This is a genomic window from Megamonas funiformis (assembly GCF_010669225.1).
GTDB classification, from domain to species: Bacteria; Bacillota; Negativicutes; order Selenomonadales; family Selenomonadaceae; genus Megamonas; species Megamonas funiformis.
The window spans coordinates 607234-631945 of record NZ_CP048627.1; the positions used below are offsets into that span (position 1 = coordinate 607234).

The following is a 24712-nucleotide window of genomic DNA, read 5'->3' on the forward strand; positions in this document are numbered from 1 at the left end:
CTTTTGGGGTTTTGATTTTTAATTAATAATTAACGTAGAAAATTAGAATAAACCAGTAATTTTTCCGTTAATATCGATATCCATATTTTCAGCAGCAGGTTTTTTAGGAAGACCAGGCATTGTTAAGATATTACCTGTTAAGGCTACGATAAAGCCTGCGCCTGCACTAATGCGAAGTTCGCGAACAGTGATTTTAAATCCTGTTGGTGCACCTAATTTGAATTGGTCATCACTTAAGGAATATTGAGTTTTTGCCATGCAGATTGGCATTTTATCAAGACCTTCAGCTTCAAATTCAGCGATAGTTTTTTCTACAGCAGGTGTGTAGTTTACGCCATCAGCACCATAGATTTTTGTAGCGATTGCATTGATTTTATCTTTGATAGAATCATTTACGTCATACATGTATTGGAAGTTAGATGGTTTTTCAGTTGCTTCAATAACTTTTTGAGCAAGGTCGATAGCACCTTCGCCACCTTTTGCCCAAGCTTCGGAAATGCTTACAGAAGCACCCATAGATTCGCAAAGAGCTTTTAATTCTTGAAGTTCATTTTCTGTATCAGTAGGGAAAGCATTTATAGCTACAACGATTGGTAAACCGAATTTTTGAATGTTTTCAATATGTTTAGCAAGGTTAGTCATACCTTTTTTGAGTGCTTCGATATTTTCAGTAGCAAGTTCAGTTTTTGCAAGTCCGCCATGCATTTTTAAAGCGCGAATAGTAGCAACAACTACTATTGCATCAGGTTTAAATCCAGTGAAACGACATTTGATATCAAGGAATTTTTCAGCACCAAGGTCAGCACCAAAACCTGCTTCAGTAACAGTATAATCAGCCATTTTTAAAGCGTATTTAGTAGCCATTACACTATTGCAACCATGAGCGATATTGGCAAAAGGGCCACCATGGATAAGAGCAGGAGTGCCTTCAAGAGTTTGTACAAGGTTTGGTTTAATTGCATCTTTGAATAATAAAGTTAAAGCACCTGTTACATTTAATTCTTCAGCGCGAACAGGACGACCGCTTCTAGTGTAACCAATGATGATATTGCCAAGACGTTTTTTCATGTCTTCAAGGTCAGAAGTCAAACATAAAATAGCCATCATTTCAGATGCAACAGTGATATCAAAACCAGTTTCGCGTGGTACGCCATGAGCTTTACCACCTAAACCACAGATGATATTGCGAAGAGCACGGTCATTTAAATCGACAACGCGTTTCCAAGTGATGCGACGAACATCTAAATCAAGAGCATTGCCCTGTTGGATATGGTTATCGATAACAGCAGCAAGTAAATTGTGAGCAGATGTTATAGCGTGGAAATCGCCAGTGAAATGAAGATTGATATCTTCCATTGGCACTACTTGAGCATAACCACCGCCAGCGGCACCGCCTTTCATACCAAAGCATGGACCTAAGGAAGGTTCACGAAGAGCGATTGCAGTTTTTTTGCCGAGTTTATGAAGAGCATCGCCAAGACCAATGCTAGTAGTTGTTTTACCTTCACCAGCAGGAGTTGGATTAATTGCTGTTACAAGAATAAGTTTACCATTTTCTTTTTGTTGGAGAGTTGTGTTCCAATAGTTTAAAGAAATTTTAGCTTTATATTTTCCGTATAATTCAAGTTCATCTTCTGGAATTTCAAGATGTTGAGCAATTTTACCAATAGGTTCCATAATAGCTTCTTGAGCAATTTGCACGTCTGTTTTCATGTGGTTTAGTACCTCCAATAATTAAACTAATTTGATAGTATTATATATTTTGGAAAAAGGCAATATAAATTTTGCCAAACATATGCTTAGGCAAAAAAAAACGCCTGAGCATATATTATTATGCCCAGACGGTCGACTTTTTGATAATAGTACGGTTCATGTGGTTAATTCCACTAAAATCCGTCAGTTCCATACTATTTATGAAATTATGCTTTTATTATAACAAAGGCAAATTTATTTAGCAAGTTGTAATTTTGCAGCATTGATAGTATTTTGCATGAGCATAGCTATAGTGAGAAGACCTACACCACCAGGTACAGGTGTGATAGCACCAGCTACTTCTACAGCATTATCAAAGTCTACATCACCAACTAATTTTTTAGGTGCAATGCGGTTGATACCAACATCAATTACAGTAGCACCAGGTTTTATCATATCAGCAGTGATAAAATGAGGTCTGCCCACAGCTGCCACTAGAATATCAGCAGAACGACAAATTTCTTTGAGGTTGTGAGTATGTGAATGACAGATAGTAACTGTAGCATTTTGAGCGAGTAATAATTGTCCCATAGGTTTACCCACAATATTACTGCGACCAACGATAACAGCATGTGCGCCATCTATATTGATTTTAGCAGATTGAAGCATTTTTAAACAACCATATGGAGTACAAGGTATCATACCATCGTCTTGTCCAATCATCAATTTACCAACATTAACAGGGTGGAAGCCATCAACATCTTTTAATGGGCAAATAGCATTTAAAATATCTGCTTCTTCTTTAGTAATAGCTTCTGGAAGTGGTAATTGAACTAAAATACCATGAATTTCTTGGCGGTAATTTAATTCATCAATTTTGGCGATGAGTTGTTCTTTTGTTGTATCAGCAGGCATGCTTATAACTTCAGAATAGATACCAACTTCTTCGCAAGTACGATGTTTATTATTTACGTAAACTTTAGAAGCTGGATTTTCACCAACGATAATTACAGCAAGACCAGGAGTGATATTATATTGTTCTTTTAAAGCTAAAACTTGTTTTTTTGCTTCTTCTTTAAATTCACTAGCAAATATTTTTCCGGATAAAATTTGTGCACTCAAAAATAACACCTTCTTTATTAACTTAAAATATCGATTAATGTAAATACAAAAATGACAATAGAAACAATGCCATTGCGCATGAAATAAACTTGAGTTAAACGACTGAAATCATATGGAGTGATGAGGCTATGTTGATAAATTAATGTCAAGATAGCTATTAATACACCAATATAATAGATAAACGATAAATCAAAATAGATTCCAGCACCGATAAAACATAAAATAGAAATAAAATGGAAAAAAGCTGCTATTTTATGAGCATTAGCTACACCAAATTGTGTTGCCATAGAATGAAGTTTATGGTCTAAATCAAATTGGCGGTCTTGACTACCGTAAATTACATCAAAACTACCAATCCATAAACAAACGCCACCACTTAATAAAATAATACCAAATGGCAATTCACCTGTAACAGCGATATATCCACCAGCAGGTGCCATGGCTAAAGCTACACCTAAAAAATAATGACAAAGAAAAGTAAATCTTTTCGTATACGGATAAAATAATAAGAAAAATAAACAAATTGGTGTTAATTTTAGACAAATAGGAGCTAGTTGACTAGCAGAATATAAAAATATACATAGACTGACGATGATGAGGATAATTACTTCAATAGGTTTAATTGCTCCAGTAACTAATGGACGTTTGGACATGCGATTTTGTTGTTTATCAAATTTCAAATCGACAAGATTGTCCATAGCTAAAGCAGAGCTTCTAGCTCCTATCATTGCAAGTGTTACCCATAAAAAATCGTGAAAAGTAGGGATACCCTTTGCCGCAAGGAATAATCCCATATAAGCAAAGGGTAGGGCAAATACAGAATGATGAAGAGCTATATTATTAATATGAGCAGATAATTTACTCAAGACCGAGTTCCTGCCATTTTGCATCTACAAGTTTTTTAATATCGTCAGACATGTTAATTTCATCAGGCCATTCACGAGTATGTCCTTCTTCTGGCCATGTTTTTGTAGCATCAATACCTATTTTTGTACCCCATTTTGCCATTGGTGAGGAGTGGTCTAAGGCGTCAAGTGGACCCTCAACCATTACAATATCATGTTTAGCATCAATATTGTTGAAAACACGCCACCAAACTTCTTTTTCTTTTTGAACGTCAACATGTTCATCAACGACAATGATCATTTTGGTGAACATCATTTGTCCCATACCCCAAATAGCATGCATTACTTTTTTAGCTTGTTGTGGATATGTTTTTTTGATGGATACCATTACGCAATCATGGAATACACCTTCAAGAGGGAAATTGATATCGCGAATTTCAGGTAAAGTCTGTTGTAATAATGGTAAGAAAATACGTTCTGTAGCTTTAGCTAAGAAGCAATCTTCCATTGGAGGTTTACCAACAATAGTAGCAGAATAAATAGGATTTTTGCGATGTGTTATACAAGTGATGTGGAATACTGGATAATCATCAGCTAATGAATAATAACCTGTATGGTCGCCGAAAGGACCTTCACGGCGAGTTTCACCGATATTTACATATCCTTCAAGTACGATTTCACTACAAGCTGGTACTTCAACATCAACAGTTTTACATTTTACCATTTCTACAGATTTTTTACGTAAAAAGCCTGCAAATACCATTTCATCGATATCACGAGGAAGTGGAGCAGTAGCAGCATATGTGATTACTGGGTCTGTGCCGATAGCGACTGCAACTTCAATTTTATCTTTGCCCATTTCTTGATAAGCGCGATAGTTACTAGCACCATCTTTATGAAGATGCCAGTGCATACCAGTTGTTTGACCATCATATTTTTGTAAACGATACATACCAACATTGCGTTTACCTGTTTTTGGATTGCGAGTGAATACAAGTGGTAAAGTGATGAATGGACCACCATCTTGAGGCCAACATTTCAAAATAGGGAATTTATCTAAAGTAGGATTATCTGTGATAACTACTTCTTGGCAAGGTGCTTTTTTTACATATTTAGGGAAATTAATAGCACGTTTTGCAGTTGGAATGATATGGATTAAATCCATTTTATTTTGAAGGGAAATATAAGGTAATCTTAAGATTTCACGAAGTTCATTAGGAATTTCTTCGATGTCATTTACACCAAAAGCAAGTGCCAAGCGTTCCATGCTACCGAAAGCATTCATAAGTACAGGCATATCGTAGCCTTTTACATTTTCAAATAATAAAGCTACATTTTTTTTGCCTTCCATTTTGGAAACGCGGTCAGTGATTTCAGTGATTTCTAAATTACAATCAACAGGAGTTTTAATGCGTTTGAGCATACCACGAGACTCCAAAGCGTTGATGAATTCTCTTAAATCATAAAAAGCCAAAAAAATCGCTCCTTTATATTTATATTGCGTAAGTGATTAACATTATTTTTTCATAGCAAAACGAACTATGACATAACTTATTTCATAAAGTAAAATCATAGGTATAGCAATCATAGATTGGGAAAAAACATCTGGTGTTGGGGAAATAATAGCGCCAACAACAAAAGTTAAAAAGATTACAATGCGTTGTTGTTTTGCTAAGAATTTTGAAGAAATAATACCTACTTTGGCTAATAATATAATGGCTAAAGGCATTTCAAAGATAAAGCCGAATGGCAATAAAAAGGCAATGACAAAGTCAAAATATTGTTTTAGCGAAAACATAGGTTGAAGTTCTTCAGTGCTAAAGCCCATTAAGAATTTTATCCCAGCTGGCATGACAAAGAAAAAGGAAAAGGCTAAACCAGCTAAAAATAAAATTAGCGAAATAGGCACAATAACGGAGATTAAATATCTTTCCATACCGATTAAGGCAGGTAAAACAAATCGCCATATTTGATATAAAACTATAGGTAGAGCAAGTAAAAATCCGACAAATACAGCAACTTTAATATAAGTAAAAAATGCCTCTGCTGGTTGCATATAATAAAGCTTTCCAGCAGGGCCTGTTAAGATGTGCATTATGTCTTCAATAAAATAATAAGCAACACAGCTACCAATACCTATAGCGATTAGTGAACGAATAAGGCGTTTTCTAAGCTCAGTAAGGTGAGCAATAATGGACATACTGCCATTATTTGTAGTTGTCTGCTCGTTAACTTCAGTTGTTGGTAAATTTTCTGAAGTTGAAGCAGTAACAGTATTAGCAGAAGTATGTTCGTTCATATCTTGAGACATAAATTGCTACCTCACTTTTTATCTTTTTTTTCGTCTTCATTTTTAGCATCAATAGTTTTTGTATTATCTTCTGTAGAAGCAGAACGGAATTCGCGAAGACTTTTGCCTACAGCTTTACCGATTTCTGGCAATTTACCAGGACCAAATACAACTAAAGCGATAACCAAGATTAATACAAGTTCAGGAATACCAATACTATACATTTAAATCACCTTTACTTTTATTTTTATTTTTAGTACTAAATAAAGAATATAATCTAAAAAGTAGTTGTCAATTATTATAGATTATTTAGTAGTTTTTTCAGGTTCAACTGGAGTTTTAGGTGTTGTTGTTTCTGTTTTTGCAGTAGTAGTATTTTTTTCTGTAGCAGTTTCTTGCATGAAGACAGGAGCTACAGCTGGTTGTTCTGGGTTAGCTGGATTAGGTGGTGTAGGAGTTATAGAAACGTTATTAGTAGTATTATTAACGGAATTTGATAATTCAGAAGTGGCTTTTTTAAATTCTTGTAAGCCTTTACCTACAGCACGACCAATTTCAGGCAATTTGCCAGGACCAAATACTACAAGACCAATGATTAAAATAAGGATAAGTTCAGGAAAACCAATACCAAACATTTAAGTCACCTCAGTAAAAATTTTATTTTAATAATCACGGCTACCAATAAAATTAGCTATTTCAATGAAAGATGTTCTAACTGACTGTGGTAAGCTATCAGGTAGAATATTTTTGGCGCGATTTAAAAATTCTGTAACAGTTTGTCTTGCAAAATCAATACTGTTGGAATTTTTTACGATATTAATAGCACGATTTAATTCTTCTAAGCTCATTTGACGATTTTCGATGATATTTTTTAACTCTTCGCTATTTTCGCCATGCTTATAGGCATGAATTACAGGAAGAGTAATTACACCTTGCAAAATATCGTTTCCAGCAGGTTTGCCGATTTTTTTAGAGTCAGAGGTTAAATCTAAAATATCATCAACTATTTGGAATGCCATGCCGATACAATAACCGTATTCACGGAGAGCATCAATTTCTTTTGCTGATAATTTAGCAACAATTGCACCGATTTCACAGCTAGTAGCAATAAAATTGGCTGTTTTTTTGGCAATGCGTTCATAATAAATATCAATAGAGTCTGGAATTGTATAACCAAAATGGTTTTGTAAGATTTCGCCTTCGCTTAAATCACAAACAATAGTTGCTAAGCGTTCAGAAATTCGCGTGCCATAATCATTTTTAGCAATGGCTGCAAATGCTTTAGCAAATAGATAGTCGCCAGTAAGTACGGCTATATTATTTCCCCATTTTGCATTGGCAGTAGCAGAACCACGGCGAGTAGCTGCATTATCTAAAACATCATCATGAACAAGAGAAGCTGTATGAATCATTTCTAGTGCCATAGCAAGAGGCATTACATAATCTTTATCTAAATTAGGATTACTCTTTGTCGCCAGAAGATATAAGGCGGGTCGAATACGTTTTCCGCCAGAGCTTATAAGATGATTTCCAATATCAGTTATAAGGTCAACAGGAGATGTAACCGTCTCATGTAATAAATTTTCTAGCGATGATAAATCTTTCTTAATAATGAAGAACATTTTGTTTTTTGTTAACAAATTATATCACCTGCATATTTCGAATTACTAACTTAATTAAGTTTACTACAAAATAGACATGTTAGTAAATAATAAATTATTATTATATGGCTTTCTTTAATGATAAATAAAAAGTAACAGACTAGGTTATGTATTATTATAGGTAAGTATTTGTATACATAGATGAAATGTAGGAAATAAACCCAGAGTTTATTCTTTTGTGCTATAATAAATACTAACAACTATTATGTTAATAGAGGTGCTAGCTATGAGAAAATTAATCTTATTAGGAACAGGCAATGCTATGGTTACAAAATGTTTTAATACATGTTTTGCCTTAAATATAGATGATGAATATTTTTTAGTTGATGCTGGTGGCGGAAATGGAATTTTAGCTCAATTAGAAAAAGCGCAAATAGATATGACAAAAATCCATCACTTATTTATTACACATGCGCATACAGACCATGTTCTCGGTGTAATTTGGGTAGTGCGTAAGATAGCTACGTTAATGAACCAAGGAAAATATGAAGGCAAATTACATATCTATTGTCATGATAAAGTAAAAATGGTAGTAGAAACTATTGCAAATTTGACTTTGAAAAAGAAAGATTTAGCACAAATTGGTAAAAATATTATTTTTGATGTAGTTGAAGATGGCGACCAAAGAGAAATCTTAGATATGCAAGTTATTTTCTTTGATATTTTATCTACAAAAGAAAAACAATTTGGTTTTAGTGCTGAATTTGCAGATGGCATGAATTTATGTTGTTTAGGAGATGAACCATATAATGAAGTCTGTGAAATTTATGCTCAAAATGCCGATTATTTATTATCTGAAGCATTTTGTTTATATGGGGATAGAGATATTTTCAAACCATATGAAAAACACCATAGCACAGTAAAAGAAGCTTGCGAATTAGCGGAACAATTACAAGTTAAAAATTTGATTTTATATCATACAGAAGATAAACATATAGATAAACGCAAAGAATTATACACTGATGAAGGTAAACAATATTATTATGGAAATTTATATGTACCTGATGATTTAGATGTAATAAATTTGAAATAATAAAGAATAAATATTGATTTATTCATAGTAAAGTGCTATGATGTTCTTGTAACTAAATAAAGCAGTCTTTGGGGCAGGGTGCAATTCCCTACCGGCGGTAAAGCCCGCGAGCAATTATTTGCATGATTTGGTGAAATTCCAAAGCCGACAGTATAGTCTGGATGAGAAAAGATGGAAAGTTATAAATTAGTTTATAAAAGTGAATTAGTATAGATAATTAATTTATAATATAAAGCTGATTAGGCTGTTATTTGCAATGCATTTAACAGCCTTTTTTGTTTAATTCTTTAAAAATTATAACCAAAGAATGAACAGAAAGAATGGTGATTTTTTGAGTTACGATGAAAAATATATGCGACTTGCCATGCAGTTAGCAGGAAATGCAATCGGTAGAACTTCTCCTAATCCCTTAGTCGGTGCTGTGATTGTCAAAGATAATCGAGTTGTGGGTTGTGGCTGGCATAGAAAGGCAGGTACACCACATGCTGAAGTTCATGCATTGAATCAAGCAGGAGAATTAGCGCAAGGTGCTGATGTATATGTAACATTAGAACCGTGTGCTCATTATGGCAAAACGCCACCATGTGCTAAAGCTTTAGTAGAAGCAAAGGTAAAAAATGTATATGGCGGTTTATTGGACGTAAATCCTAAAGTTGCAGGCAAAGGTTTTAAGATTTTAGAAGATGCAGGTATTCATGTGGAATATGGATTTTTGCAAGATGAATTGCGTAAACAAAATGAAGTATTCTTTAAATGGATTGAGCATAAAAAACCATTTGTAGTCTTAAAAGCTGCTATGACTTTAGATGGAAAAATTGCTACAGCAACAGGTCAATCAAAATGGATAACAAATGAAACATCAAGAGCATATGGTTATAAATTACGTGATATTTATGATGGTATCATGGTAGGAATTAATACTGTGATAGAAGATAATCCTATGCTCACTGCTAGAGTGGATGGCGGAAAAAATCCAATTAGAATTGTTGTAGATAGCAGTTTAAAAATTGATATAAATGCTAATGTAGTACAAGATAAATCAGCAAAAACTATTGTTGCTACTACAGATAAAGCGGATAAAGATAAAATTTTAAAACTACAAGCTCAAAATGTTGATGTCATTGTAGTGGATAAAGATGAAAATGACAAAGTAGATATAGAAAAATTACTAAATATTTTAGGACAACAAAATATTTGTAGCATTTTAGTTGAAGGCGGTGCTACTTTAAGCGGAAGTTTTGTTGCAAAAAAATTAGTAGATAAAGTATATTTCTTTATTGCCCCAAAAATTGTTGGCGGTAAAGAAGCGAAAACTCCTGTAGCAGGAACAGGTATTTTAAATTTACAAGAAGCTCTAGCGCTAAAAGATATCCAAATTGAAAAATTAGAAGAAGATATTTTAATCATAGGTAGAGTAGATAAAGATAAGGTGTGATACAGTGTTTACAGGTATCGTAGAAGAAATCGGTGTTGTAAAGGCTATAGCAAAAGGCACTCATTCTATAAAATTATCTATTAAAGCTAAGAAAGTATTAGCAAATACACAATTAGGTGATAGTATTGCTGTAAATGGTGTATGTTTAACAGTTACTTTTTTAGCAAGTGATTATTTTATAGCAGATGTTATGCCCGAGTCCATGCGCAAGACGAATATGGGTTTATTAAAAATTGGCGATAAAGTCAATTTAGAAAGAGCTTTGACTTTATCAAGTAGATTAGGCGGTCATATTGTAAGTGGCCATATTGATGGCACTGCTAAAATTATTGAAATGAAAAAAGATGATAATGCTACACGTGTTACTTTAACAGCTAATGATAGAATTTTAAAATATATTATTTCTGAAGGTTCTGTTGCTTTAGACGGAGTAAGTCTTACTGTAGCACATTTAGGTGAAGATAATTTTGCAGTATCGTTAATACCACATACATCTGAAGTTACAACACTACTTAGTAAATCAGTAGGTTCGATAATTAATGTAGAAAATGATGTCGTGGGTAAATATGTAGAAAGATTATTGAGTTTTAAACAAGATAAACCAAAATCATCATCATTGAGTTTAGATTTTTTACGTGAAAATGGTTTTTAAGAAATGAGGTATAGACATATGGAATTTAAATACAATACAGTTGAAGAAGCTATTGAAGCATTTAAACAAGGTAAAATGGTATTAGTAACAGATGATGAAGACCGTGAAAATGAAGGCGATTTAATCGTAGCTGCTGAAAAAGCAACTCCAGAAATCATCAATTTTATGGCTACTCATGCTAAAGGTTTAATCTGCGTGCCAATGTCTGGCGAACTCATTGATAAAGCTGGTTTAAATCAGATGGTTAGCCACAATACAGATAATCATGAAACAGCTTTCACTGTATCTGTTGATGCTGTGGATACAACTACAGGTATTTCTGCTTTTGAAAGAGCTAGAACAGTTGAAGTTTTAATTGATGATAATGTAAAACCAGAAGATTTACGTCGTCCAGGTCATATGTTCCCTCTTCGTGCTAAAGAAGGTGGCGTACTTTGCCGTATTGGTCATACAGAAGCTACTGTAGATTTAGCAAAATTAGCAGGTTTAAAACCAGCAGGTCTTTGCTGTGAAATCATGAAGGAAGACGGTCATATGGCTCGTACTCCAGATTTAATTGAATTTGCCAAAAAACATGATTTAATATTTATAACTGTAGCTCAATTAGTAGAATATCGCAAAACTACAGAAAAAATGGTAGAAAAAGTGGCTGAAGCAGATTTTCCAAATAAATTTGGTCATTTTAGAGTAATGGCTTATGAAAGCAAATTAGATGGAAAATGTCATTTAGCTATTGTTAAAGGCGATGTAAGAAATAAAAAGAATGTATTAGTACGTGTTCATTCTGAATGTTTAACAGGTGATGTATTAGGTTCTATGCGTTGTGATTGTGGCGATCAACTTCATTTAGCAATGCAAAAAATTGAAGAAGCTGGTGAAGGTGTATTATTATATCTTCGTCAAGAAGGTCGTGGCATAGGTCTTGCAAATAAAATTAGAGCGTATGCACTTCAAGACCAAGGTAAAGACACAATTGAAGCAAATGTTTTATTAGGTTTTGCTCCTGATGAACGTGAATATGGTATTGGTGCTCAAATCTTAGAAGATTTAGGTTTATCTAGCATACGTTTATTGACTAATAATCCAGCTAAAAGAGCAGGTCTTGAAGGTTTTGGCTTAGAAATCGTAGAAAGAGTACCACTTCAAATTCCTGCTAATAAATATGATGCAGGTTATTTAAAAGTGAAAAAAGAAAAAATGGGACATTTATTAAAATAATAAATAGATACTAAATAATAATCTTTAATACAAATATTAAGTATAAAGAAAAGAGGTTTTTTTAATGGCTAATATATTAGAAGGATATTTAAATGGTAAAGATTTAAAAATTGGTATTGTTGTAGCTCGTTTTAATGAGTTCATTACAAGTAAATTATTATCTGGAGCAATCGATACACTTCGCCGTCATGAAACAAATGAAGATGATATTGATGTTGCTTGGGTACCAGGCGCATTTGAAATTCCTGTAGTAGCTAAAAAATTAGCACAAACAGGAAAATATGATGCTGTTATCTGTTTAGGTGCTGTTATTCGTGGGTCAACTACTCATTATGATTATGTATGTAATGAAGTATCTAAAGGTGTAGCTCAAGTAGGAATGAGCACAGGCGTACCTACTATTTTTGGTGTAGTAACTACTGAAAATATCGAACAAGCTGTAGAACGTGCTGGTACAAAAGCAGGTAATAAAGGTAGCGATGCAGCTATGGCAGCTATGGAAATGGCAAGCTTATTAAAGAAAATAAAATAATATTTTAAATAAATATAGATAAATACTAAAGAGGATATTTTTATAAAACATATAGAAATATCCTCTTTATTTAATTTATTATTAGTTTACATGTTTACATGAGTTTTTATAGATGATGTTGAAATTTGTTTTGAAACATGGTATATTTAATAAAAAATCTCTCTAGAAGCCTTAAAATCTCCTGAGATTAGACATGATGAGTTTTATAATCTCTAAATAAATTTTATTATTTTAAAACGTAAGTTACCACGTTGAGTATTAAGTAAATACTTAAGCAAAAAAGAAAGGATTTATTGAAAAGGTGTAACCTTATAAAGTAATTTATAAGTTTTCAGTAATGGTGATAATTGTGATTGATGTATGGGATATAACTATACCAGAATTAACAGGCCAAGAAAATAGGAAAATATATATATCTTCCAAATTCTTATAATGAAAAACCAGACGAATATTATCCTGTATTATATATGTTTGATGGACAAAATGTATTTTTTGACAGCGATGCCACTTATGGAAAATCATGGGGATTAAAAGAATATCTTGAATATACAAATACACAAATGATAGTAGTGGCCCCAGCTTGTAATCAAAATCCAGATAATGGTAGATTAAAAGAATATACACCATATCCATTTAAAGATAAAACATTTGGAAATATCAAGAGCTTAGGAAAAATTACTATGGAGTGGTTTGTCAATGAATTAAAGCCAACAATTGATAATACTTTCCGCACACTCTCTGATAGAAATAATACATTTATCGCAGGAAGCTCCATGGGAGGATTAATGAGTTTATATGCAATACTTGAATACAATCATATATTCTCTAGAGCGGCAGCTTTATCACCATCTATATGGACAGGTCCACAAAAATTAGCCAAAATGATAAAAAACGCTAATATTAATCCAGATACTGTAGTTTATATGGATTATGGTACAGAGGAACTTCCACGATACAAACATATGATACAAAAATTTGCGATGATATCTTCAGTGTTGATGAAAAAAAATATCAGATTGAATGCTCGCATTGTGCCAAATGGTACGCATAGTGAAGCAAGTTGGGAAAAACAAATTCCTTTCTTTGTTGAAACTTTATTATATGAAAAATAAAAAATAATAAGAGGTGAATTTTAGCTACTATATGTAGTGATAGTTTATGGAAGTACAGTATTTTAAAAGATATAGCTATAATTTAAATAGAGATATGGAATTTAAAGTATATGGTCATGCAGGTAGACCAGTTTTATATATTCCTTGTCAAGATGGGCGTTTTTTTGATTTTGAGAATTTTAAAATGACAGATACTTGGGCTCCATGGATAGAAAGCGGTCAAGTGATGGTTTTTTCCATAGATACAATGGATAAAGAAACATGGTCAAATAAAGGCGCTGACCCAAGATGGAGAGCAGAACGTCATGAACAATGGATGAGATATATTACAGATGAAATGGTTCCTTTTATGCGAGATATGGTGAATTTGCGTAATGGTTGGACTGGTTATCCTGGAATAATGGTCTTTGGTTGTAGCTTAGGTGCTACACATGCAACAAATTTATTTTATCGTCGACCAGATTTATTTGATAGATTATTGGCATTAAGTGGTATTTACATTGCAAGCTATGGATTTGATGGCTATATGGACGATATTGTTTATAATAATTCTCCTGTGGATTATTTAAAAAATATGCCAGATGACCACCCATATATTCATTTATATAATCTAAAAAAATCTGTGATTTGCGTAGGTAAAGGAGCTTGGGAAATACCTTCTTCAACAGGTCAACTTGATGATATTTTGAGAGAAAAAAATATTAATACTTGGGTAGATTATTGGGGCTATGATTGCAGTCATGATTGGGATTGGTGGTATAAACAAGTAGCTTATTTTGTACCATATTTACTAGATTAAGACGAAGAGAGATGAAAGAAAGGATAATATTATGAAGAATTTTATATTTATATCTCCCAATTTTCCTGAGAATTATTGGCATTTTTGCAGAGAATTAAAAAACAATGGCTTAAATGTCTTAGGTATTGGTGATGCTCCTTATGATTATTTATGCCCAGAATTAAAAGATAGTTTAAATGAATATTATAAAGTTGGCAGTCTTGAAAATTATGATGAAGTTTGTAGAGCTGTAGATTTCTTTAGAAATAAATATGGTGAGATTGATTGGTTAGAGTCCAATAATGAATATTGGTTAGAACGCGATGCTAGATTGCGTACAGATTTTAATATTAAAACTGGTTTTCATAATGAAGATATGCCAAAGGTAAAATATAAATCGAGAATGAAAGAGTTTTATGCTCGAGTTGGCATACCTACAGCTCGCTATCATATTGTAGATAGCTGGGAAAACTGTATGGCGTTTATTCAAGAAGTTGGTTATCCTGTAATTGTAAAACCTAATAACGGTGTGGGTGCTAGCTTCACATATAAACTTAATAATCAAGATGAAGTGGCATATTTCTTTGCAACAAAATTTTCGCACATAGAATATATTATGGAAGAATACATATATGCAGAGATAAATTCTTATGATGCGATTATCAATTCTCATGGAGAGCCAATTTTTGAGATTGGTAATGTAACTCCAATGTCTATTATGGACGTGGTAAATAATGCAGATAATAGTATTTTTTATATTTTAAATAATTTAGCTGATGATACACGTGCTATGGGCAGAGCTACAGTAAAAAGCTTTGATGTAAAAAGTCGTTTTGTGCATTTTGAATTTTTCCGTTTATTGAAAGACCATGAAGGTTTAGGTAGAAAAGGTGAGCTCATTGGGCTTGAAGTAAATATGAGACCAAGTGGCGGTATTAGCCCAGACATGATGAACTTTTCTCAAAGTACTAATGTATATAAAATTTGGGCAGATATGATAGCATATGATAGTTCCTTAAGAGGAATTGGTCAGACTGCTTTTTGTGCATTTGCTGGTCGTCGTGATGGTAAAAACTTCGTGATGAGTGATGAAGATATAATGCATAAATACGGTGCTAACATGAAGATGTCAGGACGAGTAGCGGATGCTCTTTCTGGGGCAATGGGAAATCAAATGTATATAGCTAATTTCAATACAAAAGAAGAAATGGACGCTTTTTATAATGATGTGTTAGCTTGTAGATAAACTTTAAAACTAAATATAAAAGACAAAAAAGATGAGATATTTTAAATAGATATCTCATCTTTTTATTTTGGATTTTTAGGCTATGCAGTAAAATAATAAGGGGAATAATTTAGTTTTGAAGGTGATAAAAGTGTTTGTAGAAGAAAGACATGCTTTGATTATACAAGAATTAAAAGAAAATGGTCGTGTGAAAGTAAAAGAGTTAAGTGCAAAATTTAAGGTCAGTGAAGATTTAATTCGTAAGGATTTAGCTTTATTAGCTCAGCAAGGCAAATTGAAAAAAACGTATGGCGGAGCTGTATTAGTAAAGGAAAATGTGCATCGTGAATTTGCTACACAAAGAAAATCCATTAATTTAGTAGCTAAGCAAAAGATAGCACAAAAAGCATTATCCTTGATAAAAGATGATTATGTTGTATTTTTAGATATATCTACGATAAATATTGAGCTGGCTTATCTCATTGCTAAAAGTGATTTGAAAGCTATTATTGTAACGAATATGTTGGAGATAGTGAATATATTGGCAAAATCAAATATAAGAGTGATTTTTATCGGTGGAGAATTTGATTTTGGCAAAGATGGTTTTGTGGGCAGCTTAACAATAGAGATGTTGAAAAATTTCCGTTTTGATTTAGCTTTTATGGGTGTTGTCAGTGTGGATATTCACGATAATGCAGTAACTACTTATATGGCAAATGATGGTATTACGAAAAAAGAAGTGTTAAATATTAGTAGAAAAAGTTATATGATGGCAGAAAGTGAAAAATTAAAACAATCGGGAAGTTATAAATATGCTAATATCGAAGATTTTCAAGGAATAATTACTGATGAAAATTTGACGGAAACAGAAGAAAAAGAATTATTAAAATATAATATAGAAATTATCAACAGATAAAATAATAATAAATAATAAAAAATAATATAAATTTGTTGACAATAATAAGAAATTTTATATAATAAAATTAATGAATGGAATTTTCTGACAGTTGCTTATAGTTGAGGAGAGTGTATTTATGACAAAAAATCGCATACAAATTTTAAAAGAAAAAATGTTGTCCCAACCTAGATATGTCAGTATAGAACAAGCATTAATTATTACAAAAACATATAAACAACATGAAAATGAACCTATAATTTTAAAACGAGCTTATGCACTAGTAAATGCTTTGCGAGAATTAGAAATCGGTATAGAAAATGAAGAATTGATAGTGGGAAATCGCACTAAAGGTGTGCGCTATGGTGTTGTTTTTCCTGAAAGCGGTATTTCTTGGGTGGATAGAGAATTTGAAACTATTCCCACACGAAAACAAGATAAATTTTTAGTAAGAGATGAAGATATAAAAATTTTTCGTGAGCAGATAGTACCTTACTGGAAGGGCAAAAGTCTAGAAGATGTAATAAAACAAAATTTTGGACAAGAAATAAGTGTGATAAACAAAGTAGTAAAAATAAATCAAACAGACCATGCACAAGGTCATATTTGTCCAAATGTAGAAAAATGGCTACAAAAAGGGGTCAGCGGTCTACTAGAAGATGCTCAAAATCATTATGAGAATGCAGATGAAGATAAGAAAAATTTTTATCAGGCAATAATTATTGTGATGAAAGCTGTACAAGATTTTATGCTTCGTTATCATGATTTATTGATTGCTACTGCCAAAACTGATGAAAAAAATAGAGCTAGCTTAATAAAAGTAGCCGATATTTGTAAAAATATCAGCCAAAGACCACCGCAAACATTTCATGAAGCTGTGCAGGCTACATGGTTTTTATTCGTGATTTTGCATATGGAAAGTAATGCGTCTAGTTTTTCTCCAGGTAGATTAGATAAAATTTTATATCCATATTATATAAAAGATATAGAAAATAATATTTTAACTAAAGATGAAGCTTTAGAAATTATTGAATGTCTATGGTTAAAATTCAATGAAATTGTTTATTTACGCAATCAGCATAGTGCAAAATACTTTGCAGGTTTTCCTATTGGCTTTAATATAGCTGTTGGCGGTGTAGATGAACATGGTAATGATTTTAGCAATGATTTATCAGAACTATTTTTATCAGCACAAGAAGATTTAGGCTTGCCACAACCTAATTTATCGGTAAGACTTCATGAAAAAACTAATGATAAATTATTAAAACATGCTATTCGTGTAGTAGCCAAAGGCAGTGGAATGCCACAATTTTTCAATGATAAAGCTATCATTAAAGAAATGGAAAATTTAGGTGTAACTCATCAAGATGCTATGAATTATGCTATTGTTGGCTGTGTAGAACTCACAACTCAGGGCAATAATCTTGGTTGGAGTGATGCGGCTATGTTCAATATGAATAAAGTATTAGAGTTAACTTTAAATCATGGTAGATGTCTATTGACAGATAAACAGATGGCACCTGATTTTGGTTCACTTAGTACTTATAAAACTTTTGCAGATTTAGAAATAGCTTTAGAGCAAACAATGAATTATTTTGTAGAAAAGATGATACCTTGTTGTGAAGCTGTGGAAAAAGGTCATATTGCAATATTGCCAACAGCATTTTTATCTAGTGTAATTGATGATTGCATGGAAAAAGGCATTGATGTAACAAAAGGTGGAGCAAAATATAATTTATCGGGAATACAATTTATTCAGGTGGCTAATTTAGCAGATAGTTTAGCTGTGATAAAACAATTAGTATTTGATGAACAAAAAGTATCAGCAAAAGTTTTAGAAGAAGCTTTGAAAAATAATTTTGCTAATCAAGAAATTCTTTGTCAAAAATTATTAAATCATGTACCTAAATACGGCAATGATATTGCTTGGGTAGATGAATTGGGCGTTAAATGGGCTAGAAAATTCAGAGCAAAACTCAGAGAATTTACAAATTATCGAGGTGGAGCTTATCATATGGGCATGTATACAGTTAGTGCTCATGTGCCTATGGGCGAAAATTTAGGAGCTAGTGCAGATGGTCGTTTATCGCAAACTCCATTAGCAGATGGCGGTATGTCTGCTGTATATGGTAGAGATTTGAATGGCCCAACAGCAGTACTGAAATCTGTTTCCCGTTTAGATAATAATTTGACGACAAATGGCGGATTATTGAATATGAAGTTTTTGCCAGAATTTTTCCAAACACAGACAGGTATAGATAAATTTGCTAATTTTTTAAGAACTTTTGTCGATTTAGAAATACCGCATATTCAATTTAATGTAGTGTGTAGAGAAGATTTGCTAAAAGCTCAAAAAAATCCAGAACAATATAGTTCACTCACTGTTAGAGTGGCAGGTTATACAGCGTATTTTACAGAGCTTGCAGGGGAGTTACAAAATGAAATCATTGCCAGAACAACATATGATAATGTCTGAAGATAAAGGCTTAGTTTTTGATATTAAGCGTTTTGCTGTGCATGATGGGGCAGGAATTCGTACAACTGTATTTTTGAAGGGCTGCCCCCTTCGTTGTAAATGGTGTCAAAATCCAGAAGGATTGGATTATAAACAGCAGATATTATATTTAGAAAATAAATGTATAAAGTGTAAGACTTGTGAGCATATTGCCGAAAATGATGCGATAAAATTTGTAGATGATAAGATGAATATAAATCGTCAGCAAGATAGCAATTGGTTGCAGATCATAGAAGAATGTCCAACAAGAGCCTTGCAATTTGATAGTAAATACTATAATTTACCAGAAATTATGCAAGAAATAACGAAAGATGAAGCTTTTTTTAAATATGGTGGAGGTGTTACGCTTTCTGGCGGAGAGCCATTATTCCAACATGAATTTGCCTTAGCTATATTAAAAGCATGTAAGCAAAAGAATTTGCATACAGCGATAGAAACATCATTATTTGTTAAACGAGAAGTTTTAGCCAAAATATTGCCATATGTTGATGAGTTTTATACTGATTTAAAAATTTTTGATAACGATTGGCATAAAAAATGTACAAATGTAGATAATCAAGTAATAAAAGATAATTTAAAGTTTTTATTGCAAACTGATAAAAAAGATTGTGTAATTGTAAGAACACCGCTTATTCCAACATTGACGGCTACAAAAGAAAATATTGAGCAAATCAGTAGATTTATTAGTAGTTGTTATGATAAAGTAAAGTATGAATTATTAAATTATAATCCATTAGCAAAAGCTAAATATAGTTATTTAGATAAAAAATATTATTTTACAGAAAATCCTAAATTGTATAGCAATGCACAATTGCAATTTTTTTATGATATTGCTAAACAAAATGGAATAAAAAATTTAATTATTGAATAGGAGCGATAATAATGAAAATTTTAGTTGACCATGCTGACATTAATGCCATTAAAAAAATGTATGAATATTATCCTGTAGATGGTGTTACTACAAATCCTTCAATTTTGAAAAAAGCAGGAAGAAATCCTTTTGATGTTTTAAGTGAAATCAGAGCTTTTATTGGCAGTGAAGCTGAACTTCATGCACAAGTTATCTCTAAAGATGCGCAAGGTATGATCAAAGAAGCTTATAAAATGCGTGAAGTATTAGGTGAAAATACTTTTATCAAAATTCCTGTAATTCCAGAAGGATTAAAAGCAATCAAAGCTTTAGCTAAAGAAGGCGTAAATATCACAGGTACTGCAATTTACAATCAGATGCAAGGCTTTTTAGCAGGTAAAGCAGGGGCAAAATATGTAGCACCATATGTAAATCGTATTGATAATTTAGGTGCAAATGGTATTCAAGTAGCAAAAGATATTCATGATATGTTGAAAAATGCAGGTCTTGAAACTGAAATTTTAGCTGCAAGTTTTAAAAATTCCCAACAAGTATTAGAGCTTGCTAAATATGGTGTAGGTGCAAGCACAATTGCTCCAGATGTAATTGAAAATCTCATCAAAGTTGATGCTGCAAGATGTGCAGTTGATGTATTTGTAAAAGATTTTGAAGCTCTTTGTGGCGAAAATAAAACTATGAATAATCTTTAATAAAAGAAGAAAAGATTTCTTGAATTTTCAAGAAATCTTTTTTGTTAGGAAGATATTTTTAGAATGATAAATGCAAGTATGTATTTTTTTTTAGAAAAATGCTAGAATAATTTTATTATAAAGATAAAGAGGTGCTTTGATATGAAAATTGGAATTATTAGCGATACACATGGTTGTCATGAAAGATTTTCACTTGCTTTTGATAAATATTTTAAAGATGCAGATATGATTATTCATGCAGGAGATGTTTTATATCATGGACCAAGAAATCCTATGCTTTCCGATTATAATCCTGCCAAACTTGCAGAAAAATTAAATGCTTGTAGTATGCCTGTGGTTATCTGCCGTGGTAATTGTGATAGTGAAGTTGATACTTTAGTATTAGATATGCCAATTCAAGCACCATATACTTATGTAGTAGCAGAAGGCTTAAAGATAGTTACTACTCATGGTCATTATGTAGAAACAGATGAAGCAAAAGATAAAATGGCTAAAGCTTTAAAAGCAGATATTTTCATTTCTGGTCATGTGCATATTAATGTTTTAGAAAAAAGAGGAAATACAGTATTTTTAAATCCGGGTTCTCCATCACTTAGTAAACGTGAAGATAATAGAGCAACTGTAGCTGTATTAGAGGATAAAACTATTAAAATTATCGATATAGATACAGATGAAGTGATAATGACTTTGACATTATGATAAGAATTGCTATAATAAGTGAGGATACAAATGAAATCAGTTGTATCCTCTATTATTTTGTATAGGTAATTAGTATTTTTAGAAGAAAAGAAGAAATGGTAGGTAATTATGTTCAATATTAGAGAGCATCGAACACTGCGTCGGTTAGATTTGCCTTTGACTTTAGCAGTCATTGGAATTTTAATAGTAGGTCTTATTACAATAGCTAGTGCAACTCATGTAAATACACCTAGCGATGATAGATATTGGTATTTACAAAGACAGGGCATGTTTGCAGTTGGTGGATTGATTTGGGCTTTTATGATAACGAATTTTTTCGATTATCGAGCTTTGAAAAACTGGGGTAATAAGATATATATTTTCAATTTAATCATGTTACTTGCTGTTATGTTTTTCGGTCATGCAGCATTAGGGGCACAGCGTTGGATACAGATAGGGCCTATCAGTATACAGCCATCAGAGTTTTCTAAAGTAATTATGATTATCGCTTTGGCGACATTATTAGAAAGTCGAATTGGACATCTAAGCAAATGGAGAGAAGTAATACCAGTTGCTTTATTTGTTTTAGTGCCGTTCTTATTGGTAGCAAAACAGCCGGATTTGGGTACAGGTTTAGTATTTTTAGCTATTTTCTTGGGTATGATTTTCGTCGCAGGTATTAGTTTAAAAATATTAGGAATTGTATTTGGTGCATTTTTGGCGATGTTGCCGATAATATGGCAATTTTTACATGATTATCAAAAAATGCGTATCATGGTATTTATTGACCCAAATGTTGACCCATTAGGCTCAGGATATCATATCATACAATCAAAAATAGCCATTGGTTCAGGAATGCTTTTTGGTAAAGGTCTTTTTGGTGGTACACAAAGTCAATTAAACTTCTTACCAGAAAATCATACGGACTTTATTTTCGCCGTTGTTGGTGAAGAATTTGGTTTTATTGGTGCAGCATTTTTATTATGTCTGTATTTAATCGTATTGTGGCGTGGTGTTAAAATAGCGCGAGAATGTAAAGACGCTTTTGGTATGTTATTAGCTTCAGGCATTACCTCTATGTTAGCTTTCCATTTATTAGTAAATGTAGGTATGACAATGGGGGTTATGCCAGTAACAGGTATACCACTTCCTCTTATGAGTTATGGTGTAAGTTCATTGTTGACGAATGTAACATGTTTAGGCTTATTGATGAATATTCATATGAAGCAACAAAGTTTACACTTTTAATTTTTAGTCGAAAAATTAATTTTCATTATTCGTTTTAAAATAATATGGAGATGTAGTGAAATCTTTTCCATATGGTTTAAACGGATTAAAGCATAAATTATATAATTCAGTAGCGTAAGTATCTATAGCTAACATTTCTTCAAACGTTGTCAATTTTTGTTGGCAACGTTTTTTGCTGTCTAAATATGATGTTGTTTTAGTTATAATAGGAATAGAAGCATTTTTTTTCATTTGTTTAAGTAATTCTGTACCCTTATCATTAAAAGCTAAAACACGGGCATATAAAGCGCCTGTATCATCAAATCTTTGTATAAGGTCTTTAGTTATATTTAGTAGTAAATATAATGTTAAACGTTGTAAATTTGTCAAAGGATATCTTTTCGATTTTAATTTTTGAAAGAAATCTTGTAAATTGATAGCTTCATTGGCAGTTTTTAACAATTTATATTCTAATCCTTCGCGAATACCATAAATTTTTGTTAATTCATCAAGTTTAGCTAGTCGTAATTTACTGATTAAATTGGTAAACAGATAATCTAAATGAGGTAAATCTTGTGTTTGGTGAATTTCTTGCAAAAGAAAATAAGTTTCATCTGGTACAACTTGTTTAAGCTTGGAAAAATTGCTATTATTTGTATATAAAGAATGGCGAATGGCTGTACCACTAGCAAAATTTTCTTGATAATTCAAGTTATTATGTTCTGCTTTCATGCGTTGAATTATATTTACGGTTAAAGGCTTTTCTAAATTTAAATTAGCTTTTAAATATTCAATGCCTAAAATAGTATTAGGAGCTTTTAAAATATCTTCAGAAATATTGGTGAGATTACTTAAAACTTCACTAGTTACAGCAGCATATGATTGACCATCAGCAAGTTTATTTTTTAACATTTGTTGAAATTTTTCACTTTGAGAAGTTTGGGCAATAAATGTTAACTCTTTTTCATTAGTGTATTCGCTACCAAAACAAATAGTATCTACACAGTGTAATTTATGCAGTAAATCAATGCCACCTTTGGCAAAATATTGGGCGCTACGAACAGCAAATACAAAAGGAAGCTCAATGACTAAATCAATGCCATTAGCTACAGCAAGTTTAGCTCTTTGCCATTTATCAACTAAGGCAATTTCTCCACGTTGCGTGAAATTACCACTCATAACAGCGATGAAATAGCTGTCAGGAAAATTTTCTTTATGTTTTTGAATGAGATATTTATGACCATTATGAAATGGATTATATTCACTAATAATTCCAGTTATTGACATTTTTAATTCACTTTCTTTGATTTTTATTTTATAATTTTTTTAGCGATAAAAAATATTTTAGCATAGAAGTAAAATTTTTCCTAAAAATTTTACTTGGATTGTTTGACAAAATATATAGCTACGGCTATAATGAATTGAGGTTGATTGCAATGATGAAAATAAATGTATCGGAAATAGCTGAACAAATTGGTCATGAAAAGGCTTTTAGTTTTGATGCAAAACCCGAAGACATTGGGCCACTTTTAGATGATTGTAAGTTAGAAGGTCCCATCATGGTCAAAGGAACCGCAACTAATACTGGTACTTGTTTTCGCTTAGAGGGAAAGATTTTTTGCACTATTTCAGAGATTTGTGATAGATGTTTAGAATATTTCCAGACAAAAAGTGAATATTCTTTTGCGGAAGAATATACAAGAGATGAAGAATTTGCAAAAATTAAAGAGATAAATCATTTTGACGGCGATATTATTAATATCGGCGATTTAGTGCGTGATATTATAATTTCTGCTCAGCCGACAAAACATTTATGTTCCAAAGATTGCAAAGGATTATGTAGTGTATGCGGTGCTAATTTGAATAAAACCGAATGCGGTTGCAATAGGGAAAGTATTGACCCAAGACTTGCAGCTTTGCAGGATTTATTGAAAAAATAGGTAAAAGCAATTTAGCTTGAAGAACCTTTAGTTATTTAAGGAGGTGTGTAGTAAATGGCAGTACCTAAGCGTAAAATGTCAAAAGCTCGTCGTGACAGACGTCGTGCTAACTGGAAATTAGAAGCTCCTGGTTATGTTGCATGCCCTCAGTGTCATGAACCAAAAATGCCTCATCATGTTTGCACTGAATGTGGTTATTATGATGGTAAAGAAGTTATCGCTTCTGCAGAATAATTTTCTGGAGCGAATTAGTATGCTCCCTTTATAGATATAGTGATATTAAATTTCTCTATCTATAAAGG

25 protein-coding genes and 2 riboswitches are annotated in these 24712 nt (G+C 32.3%); of the genes, 16 read left to right on the forward strand and 9 right to left on the reverse strand.

Annotation, left to right across the window (positions count from 1 at the left end; all coding sequences use genetic code 11):
- Positions 1–42: 42 nt before the first annotated feature.
- The 8 genes from GXM21_RS02950 to GXM21_RS02985 form a co-directional block, all read right to left on the reverse strand.
- Positions 43–1713 carry a formate--tetrahydrofolate ligase gene (locus GXM21_RS02950; protein WP_008538654.1) on the reverse strand — a complete coding sequence of 557 codons (1671 nt, stop codon included), beginning with the start codon at positions 1711–1713 and terminating at the stop codon, positions 43–45.
- A 115-nt stretch (positions 1714–1828) separates the two neighbouring features.
- Positions 1829–1914, reverse strand: a riboswitch (ZMP/ZTP riboswitch).
- A gap of 33 nt (positions 1915–1947) precedes the next feature.
- Entirely contained in the window at positions 1948–2814 is an 867-nt protein-coding gene (gene folD, locus GXM21_RS02955) for a bifunctional methylenetetrahydrofolate dehydrogenase/methenyltetrahydrofolate cyclohydrolase FolD (RefSeq protein ID WP_008538653.1), read from the reverse strand.
- A gap of 17 nt (positions 2815–2831) precedes the next feature.
- Positions 2832–3680, reverse strand: coding sequence for a 4-hydroxybenzoate octaprenyltransferase (locus GXM21_RS02960; protein WP_008538652.1), 849 nt, complete (start codon positions 3678–3680; stop codon positions 2832–2834).
- On the reverse strand, positions 3673–5133 hold the full coding sequence (locus GXM21_RS02965) for a menaquinone biosynthesis decarboxylase (protein WP_008538651.1): 1461 nt from the start codon (positions 5131–5133) through the stop codon (positions 3673–3675). The genes GXM21_RS02960 and GXM21_RS02965 overlap by 8 nt, the downstream gene beginning before the upstream one ends.
- A gap of 42 nt (positions 5134–5175) precedes the next feature.
- Entirely contained in the window at positions 5176–5970 is a 795-nt protein-coding gene (tatC, locus tag GXM21_RS02970; RefSeq protein ID WP_008538650.1) for a twin-arginine translocase subunit TatC, read from the reverse strand.
- 11 nt (positions 5971–5981) lie between these two features.
- Entirely contained in the window at positions 5982–6173 is a 192-nt protein-coding gene (locus tag GXM21_RS02975; RefSeq protein ID WP_008538649.1) for a twin-arginine translocase TatA/TatE family subunit, read from the reverse strand.
- 81 nt (positions 6174–6254) lie between these two features.
- The gene (gene tatA / locus GXM21_RS02980) at positions 6255–6584 is read right to left on the reverse strand and encodes a twin-arginine translocase TatA/TatE family subunit (RefSeq protein ID WP_008538648.1); all 330 of its coding nucleotides are present in this window, start codon (positions 6582–6584) and stop codon (positions 6255–6257) included.
- 27 nt (positions 6585–6611) lie between these two features.
- Positions 6612–7589, reverse strand: a complete 978-nt coding sequence (locus GXM21_RS02985) for a polyprenyl synthetase family protein (protein ID WP_008538647.1) — start codon at positions 7587–7589, stop codon at positions 6612–6614.
- Positions 7590–7836: 247 nt separating this feature from the next.
- Between GXM21_RS02985 and GXM21_RS02990 the strand changes: the two genes are divergently transcribed.
- The 14 genes from GXM21_RS02990 (at position 7837) to rodA (ending at position 22491) form a co-directional block, all read left to right on the forward strand.
- The gene (locus GXM21_RS02990) at positions 7837–8643 is read left to right on the forward strand and encodes an MBL fold metallo-hydrolase (protein WP_008538646.1); all 807 of its coding nucleotides are present in this window, start codon (positions 7837–7839) and stop codon (positions 8641–8643) included.
- Positions 8644–8703: 60 nt separating this feature from the next.
- Positions 8704–8820, forward strand: a riboswitch (FMN riboswitch).
- 130 nt (positions 8821–8950) lie between these two features.
- A complete protein-coding gene (gene ribD, locus GXM21_RS02995; RefSeq protein ID WP_008538644.1) occupies positions 8951–10078 on the forward strand; it encodes a bifunctional diaminohydroxyphosphoribosylaminopyrimidine deaminase/5-amino-6-(5-phosphoribosylamino)uracil reductase RibD in 1128 nt (375 codons plus the stop codon).
- Positions 10079–10082: 4 nt separating this feature from the next.
- Complete coding sequence (locus GXM21_RS03000) at positions 10083–10730, forward strand: riboflavin synthase (RefSeq protein ID WP_008538643.1); 648 nt, start codon at positions 10083–10085, stop codon at positions 10728–10730.
- A gap of 18 nt (positions 10731–10748) precedes the next feature.
- Positions 10749–11948: a bifunctional 3,4-dihydroxy-2-butanone-4-phosphate synthase/GTP cyclohydrolase II gene (locus GXM21_RS03005; protein ID WP_008538642.1), complete on the forward strand. Its 1200-nt coding sequence runs from the start codon at positions 10749–10751 to the stop codon at positions 11946–11948.
- A gap of 64 nt (positions 11949–12012) precedes the next feature.
- Positions 12013–12480 (forward strand): 6,7-dimethyl-8-ribityllumazine synthase, encoded by a 468-nt coding sequence (gene ribH / locus GXM21_RS03010; RefSeq protein WP_008538641.1) that lies wholly within the window; start codon positions 12013–12015, stop codon positions 12478–12480.
- A gap of 410 nt (positions 12481–12890) precedes the next feature.
- A complete protein-coding gene (locus GXM21_RS03015) occupies positions 12891–13592 on the forward strand; it encodes an alpha/beta hydrolase (protein ID WP_244263880.1) in 702 nt (233 codons plus the stop codon).
- A 46-nt stretch (positions 13593–13638) separates the two neighbouring features.
- Positions 13639–14391 (forward strand): esterase family protein, encoded by a 753-nt coding sequence (locus tag GXM21_RS03020; protein ID WP_008538638.1) that lies wholly within the window; start codon positions 13639–13641, stop codon positions 14389–14391.
- A gap of 31 nt (positions 14392–14422) precedes the next feature.
- A complete protein-coding gene (locus GXM21_RS03025; RefSeq protein WP_008538637.1) occupies positions 14423–15616 on the forward strand; it encodes an ATP-grasp domain-containing protein in 1194 nt (397 codons plus the stop codon).
- Positions 15617–15746: 130 nt separating this feature from the next.
- A complete protein-coding gene (locus GXM21_RS03030; protein WP_008538636.1) occupies positions 15747–16511 on the forward strand; it encodes a DeoR/GlpR family DNA-binding transcription regulator in 765 nt (254 codons plus the stop codon).
- A 118-nt stretch (positions 16512–16629) separates the two neighbouring features.
- Positions 16630–18966 carry a glycyl radical protein gene (locus GXM21_RS03035; protein ID WP_008538634.1) on the forward strand — a complete coding sequence of 779 codons (2337 nt, stop codon included), beginning with the start codon at positions 16630–16632 and terminating at the stop codon, positions 18964–18966.
- Positions 18929–19876, forward strand: a complete 948-nt coding sequence (locus tag GXM21_RS03040; RefSeq protein ID WP_008538633.1) for a glycyl-radical enzyme activating protein — start codon at positions 18929–18931, stop codon at positions 19874–19876. Before GXM21_RS03035 ends, GXM21_RS03040 begins: the two co-directional genes overlap by 38 nt.
- An 11-nt stretch (positions 19877–19887) precedes the next feature.
- A complete protein-coding gene (locus GXM21_RS03045; RefSeq protein WP_008538632.1) occupies positions 19888–20565 on the forward strand; it encodes a transaldolase family protein in 678 nt (225 codons plus the stop codon).
- A 141-nt stretch (positions 20566–20706) separates the two neighbouring features.
- Positions 20707–21264, forward strand: a complete 558-nt coding sequence (gene yfcE, locus GXM21_RS03050) for a phosphodiesterase (RefSeq protein ID WP_008538631.1) — start codon at positions 20707–20709, stop codon at positions 21262–21264.
- A 108-nt stretch (positions 21265–21372) separates the two neighbouring features.
- Positions 21373–22491, forward strand: coding sequence for a rod shape-determining protein RodA (gene rodA / locus GXM21_RS03055; protein WP_008538630.1), 1119 nt, complete (start codon positions 21373–21375; stop codon positions 22489–22491).
- Between the two features lie 15 nt (positions 22492–22506).
- Here rodA and GXM21_RS03060 read toward each other — a convergent pair whose 3' ends face one another.
- The gene (locus tag GXM21_RS03060) at positions 22507–23757 is read right to left on the reverse strand and encodes a nucleotidyltransferase (RefSeq protein WP_008538629.1); all 1251 of its coding nucleotides are present in this window, start codon (positions 23755–23757) and stop codon (positions 22507–22509) included.
- 149 nt (positions 23758–23906) lie between these two features.
- On the opposite strand from GXM21_RS03060, the gene GXM21_RS03065 reads away from it, so the two are divergent.
- Together GXM21_RS03065 and rpmF are read left to right on the forward strand one after the other, a co-directional pair.
- Positions 23907–24410: a YceD family protein gene (locus tag GXM21_RS03065; RefSeq protein ID WP_008538628.1), complete on the forward strand. Its 504-nt coding sequence runs from the start codon at positions 23907–23909 to the stop codon at positions 24408–24410.
- Between the two features lie 54 nt (positions 24411–24464).
- A complete protein-coding gene (rpmF, locus tag GXM21_RS03070) occupies positions 24465–24644 on the forward strand; it encodes a 50S ribosomal protein L32 (RefSeq protein WP_008538627.1) in 180 nt (59 codons plus the stop codon).
- Positions 24645–24712 lie beyond the last annotated feature (68 nt).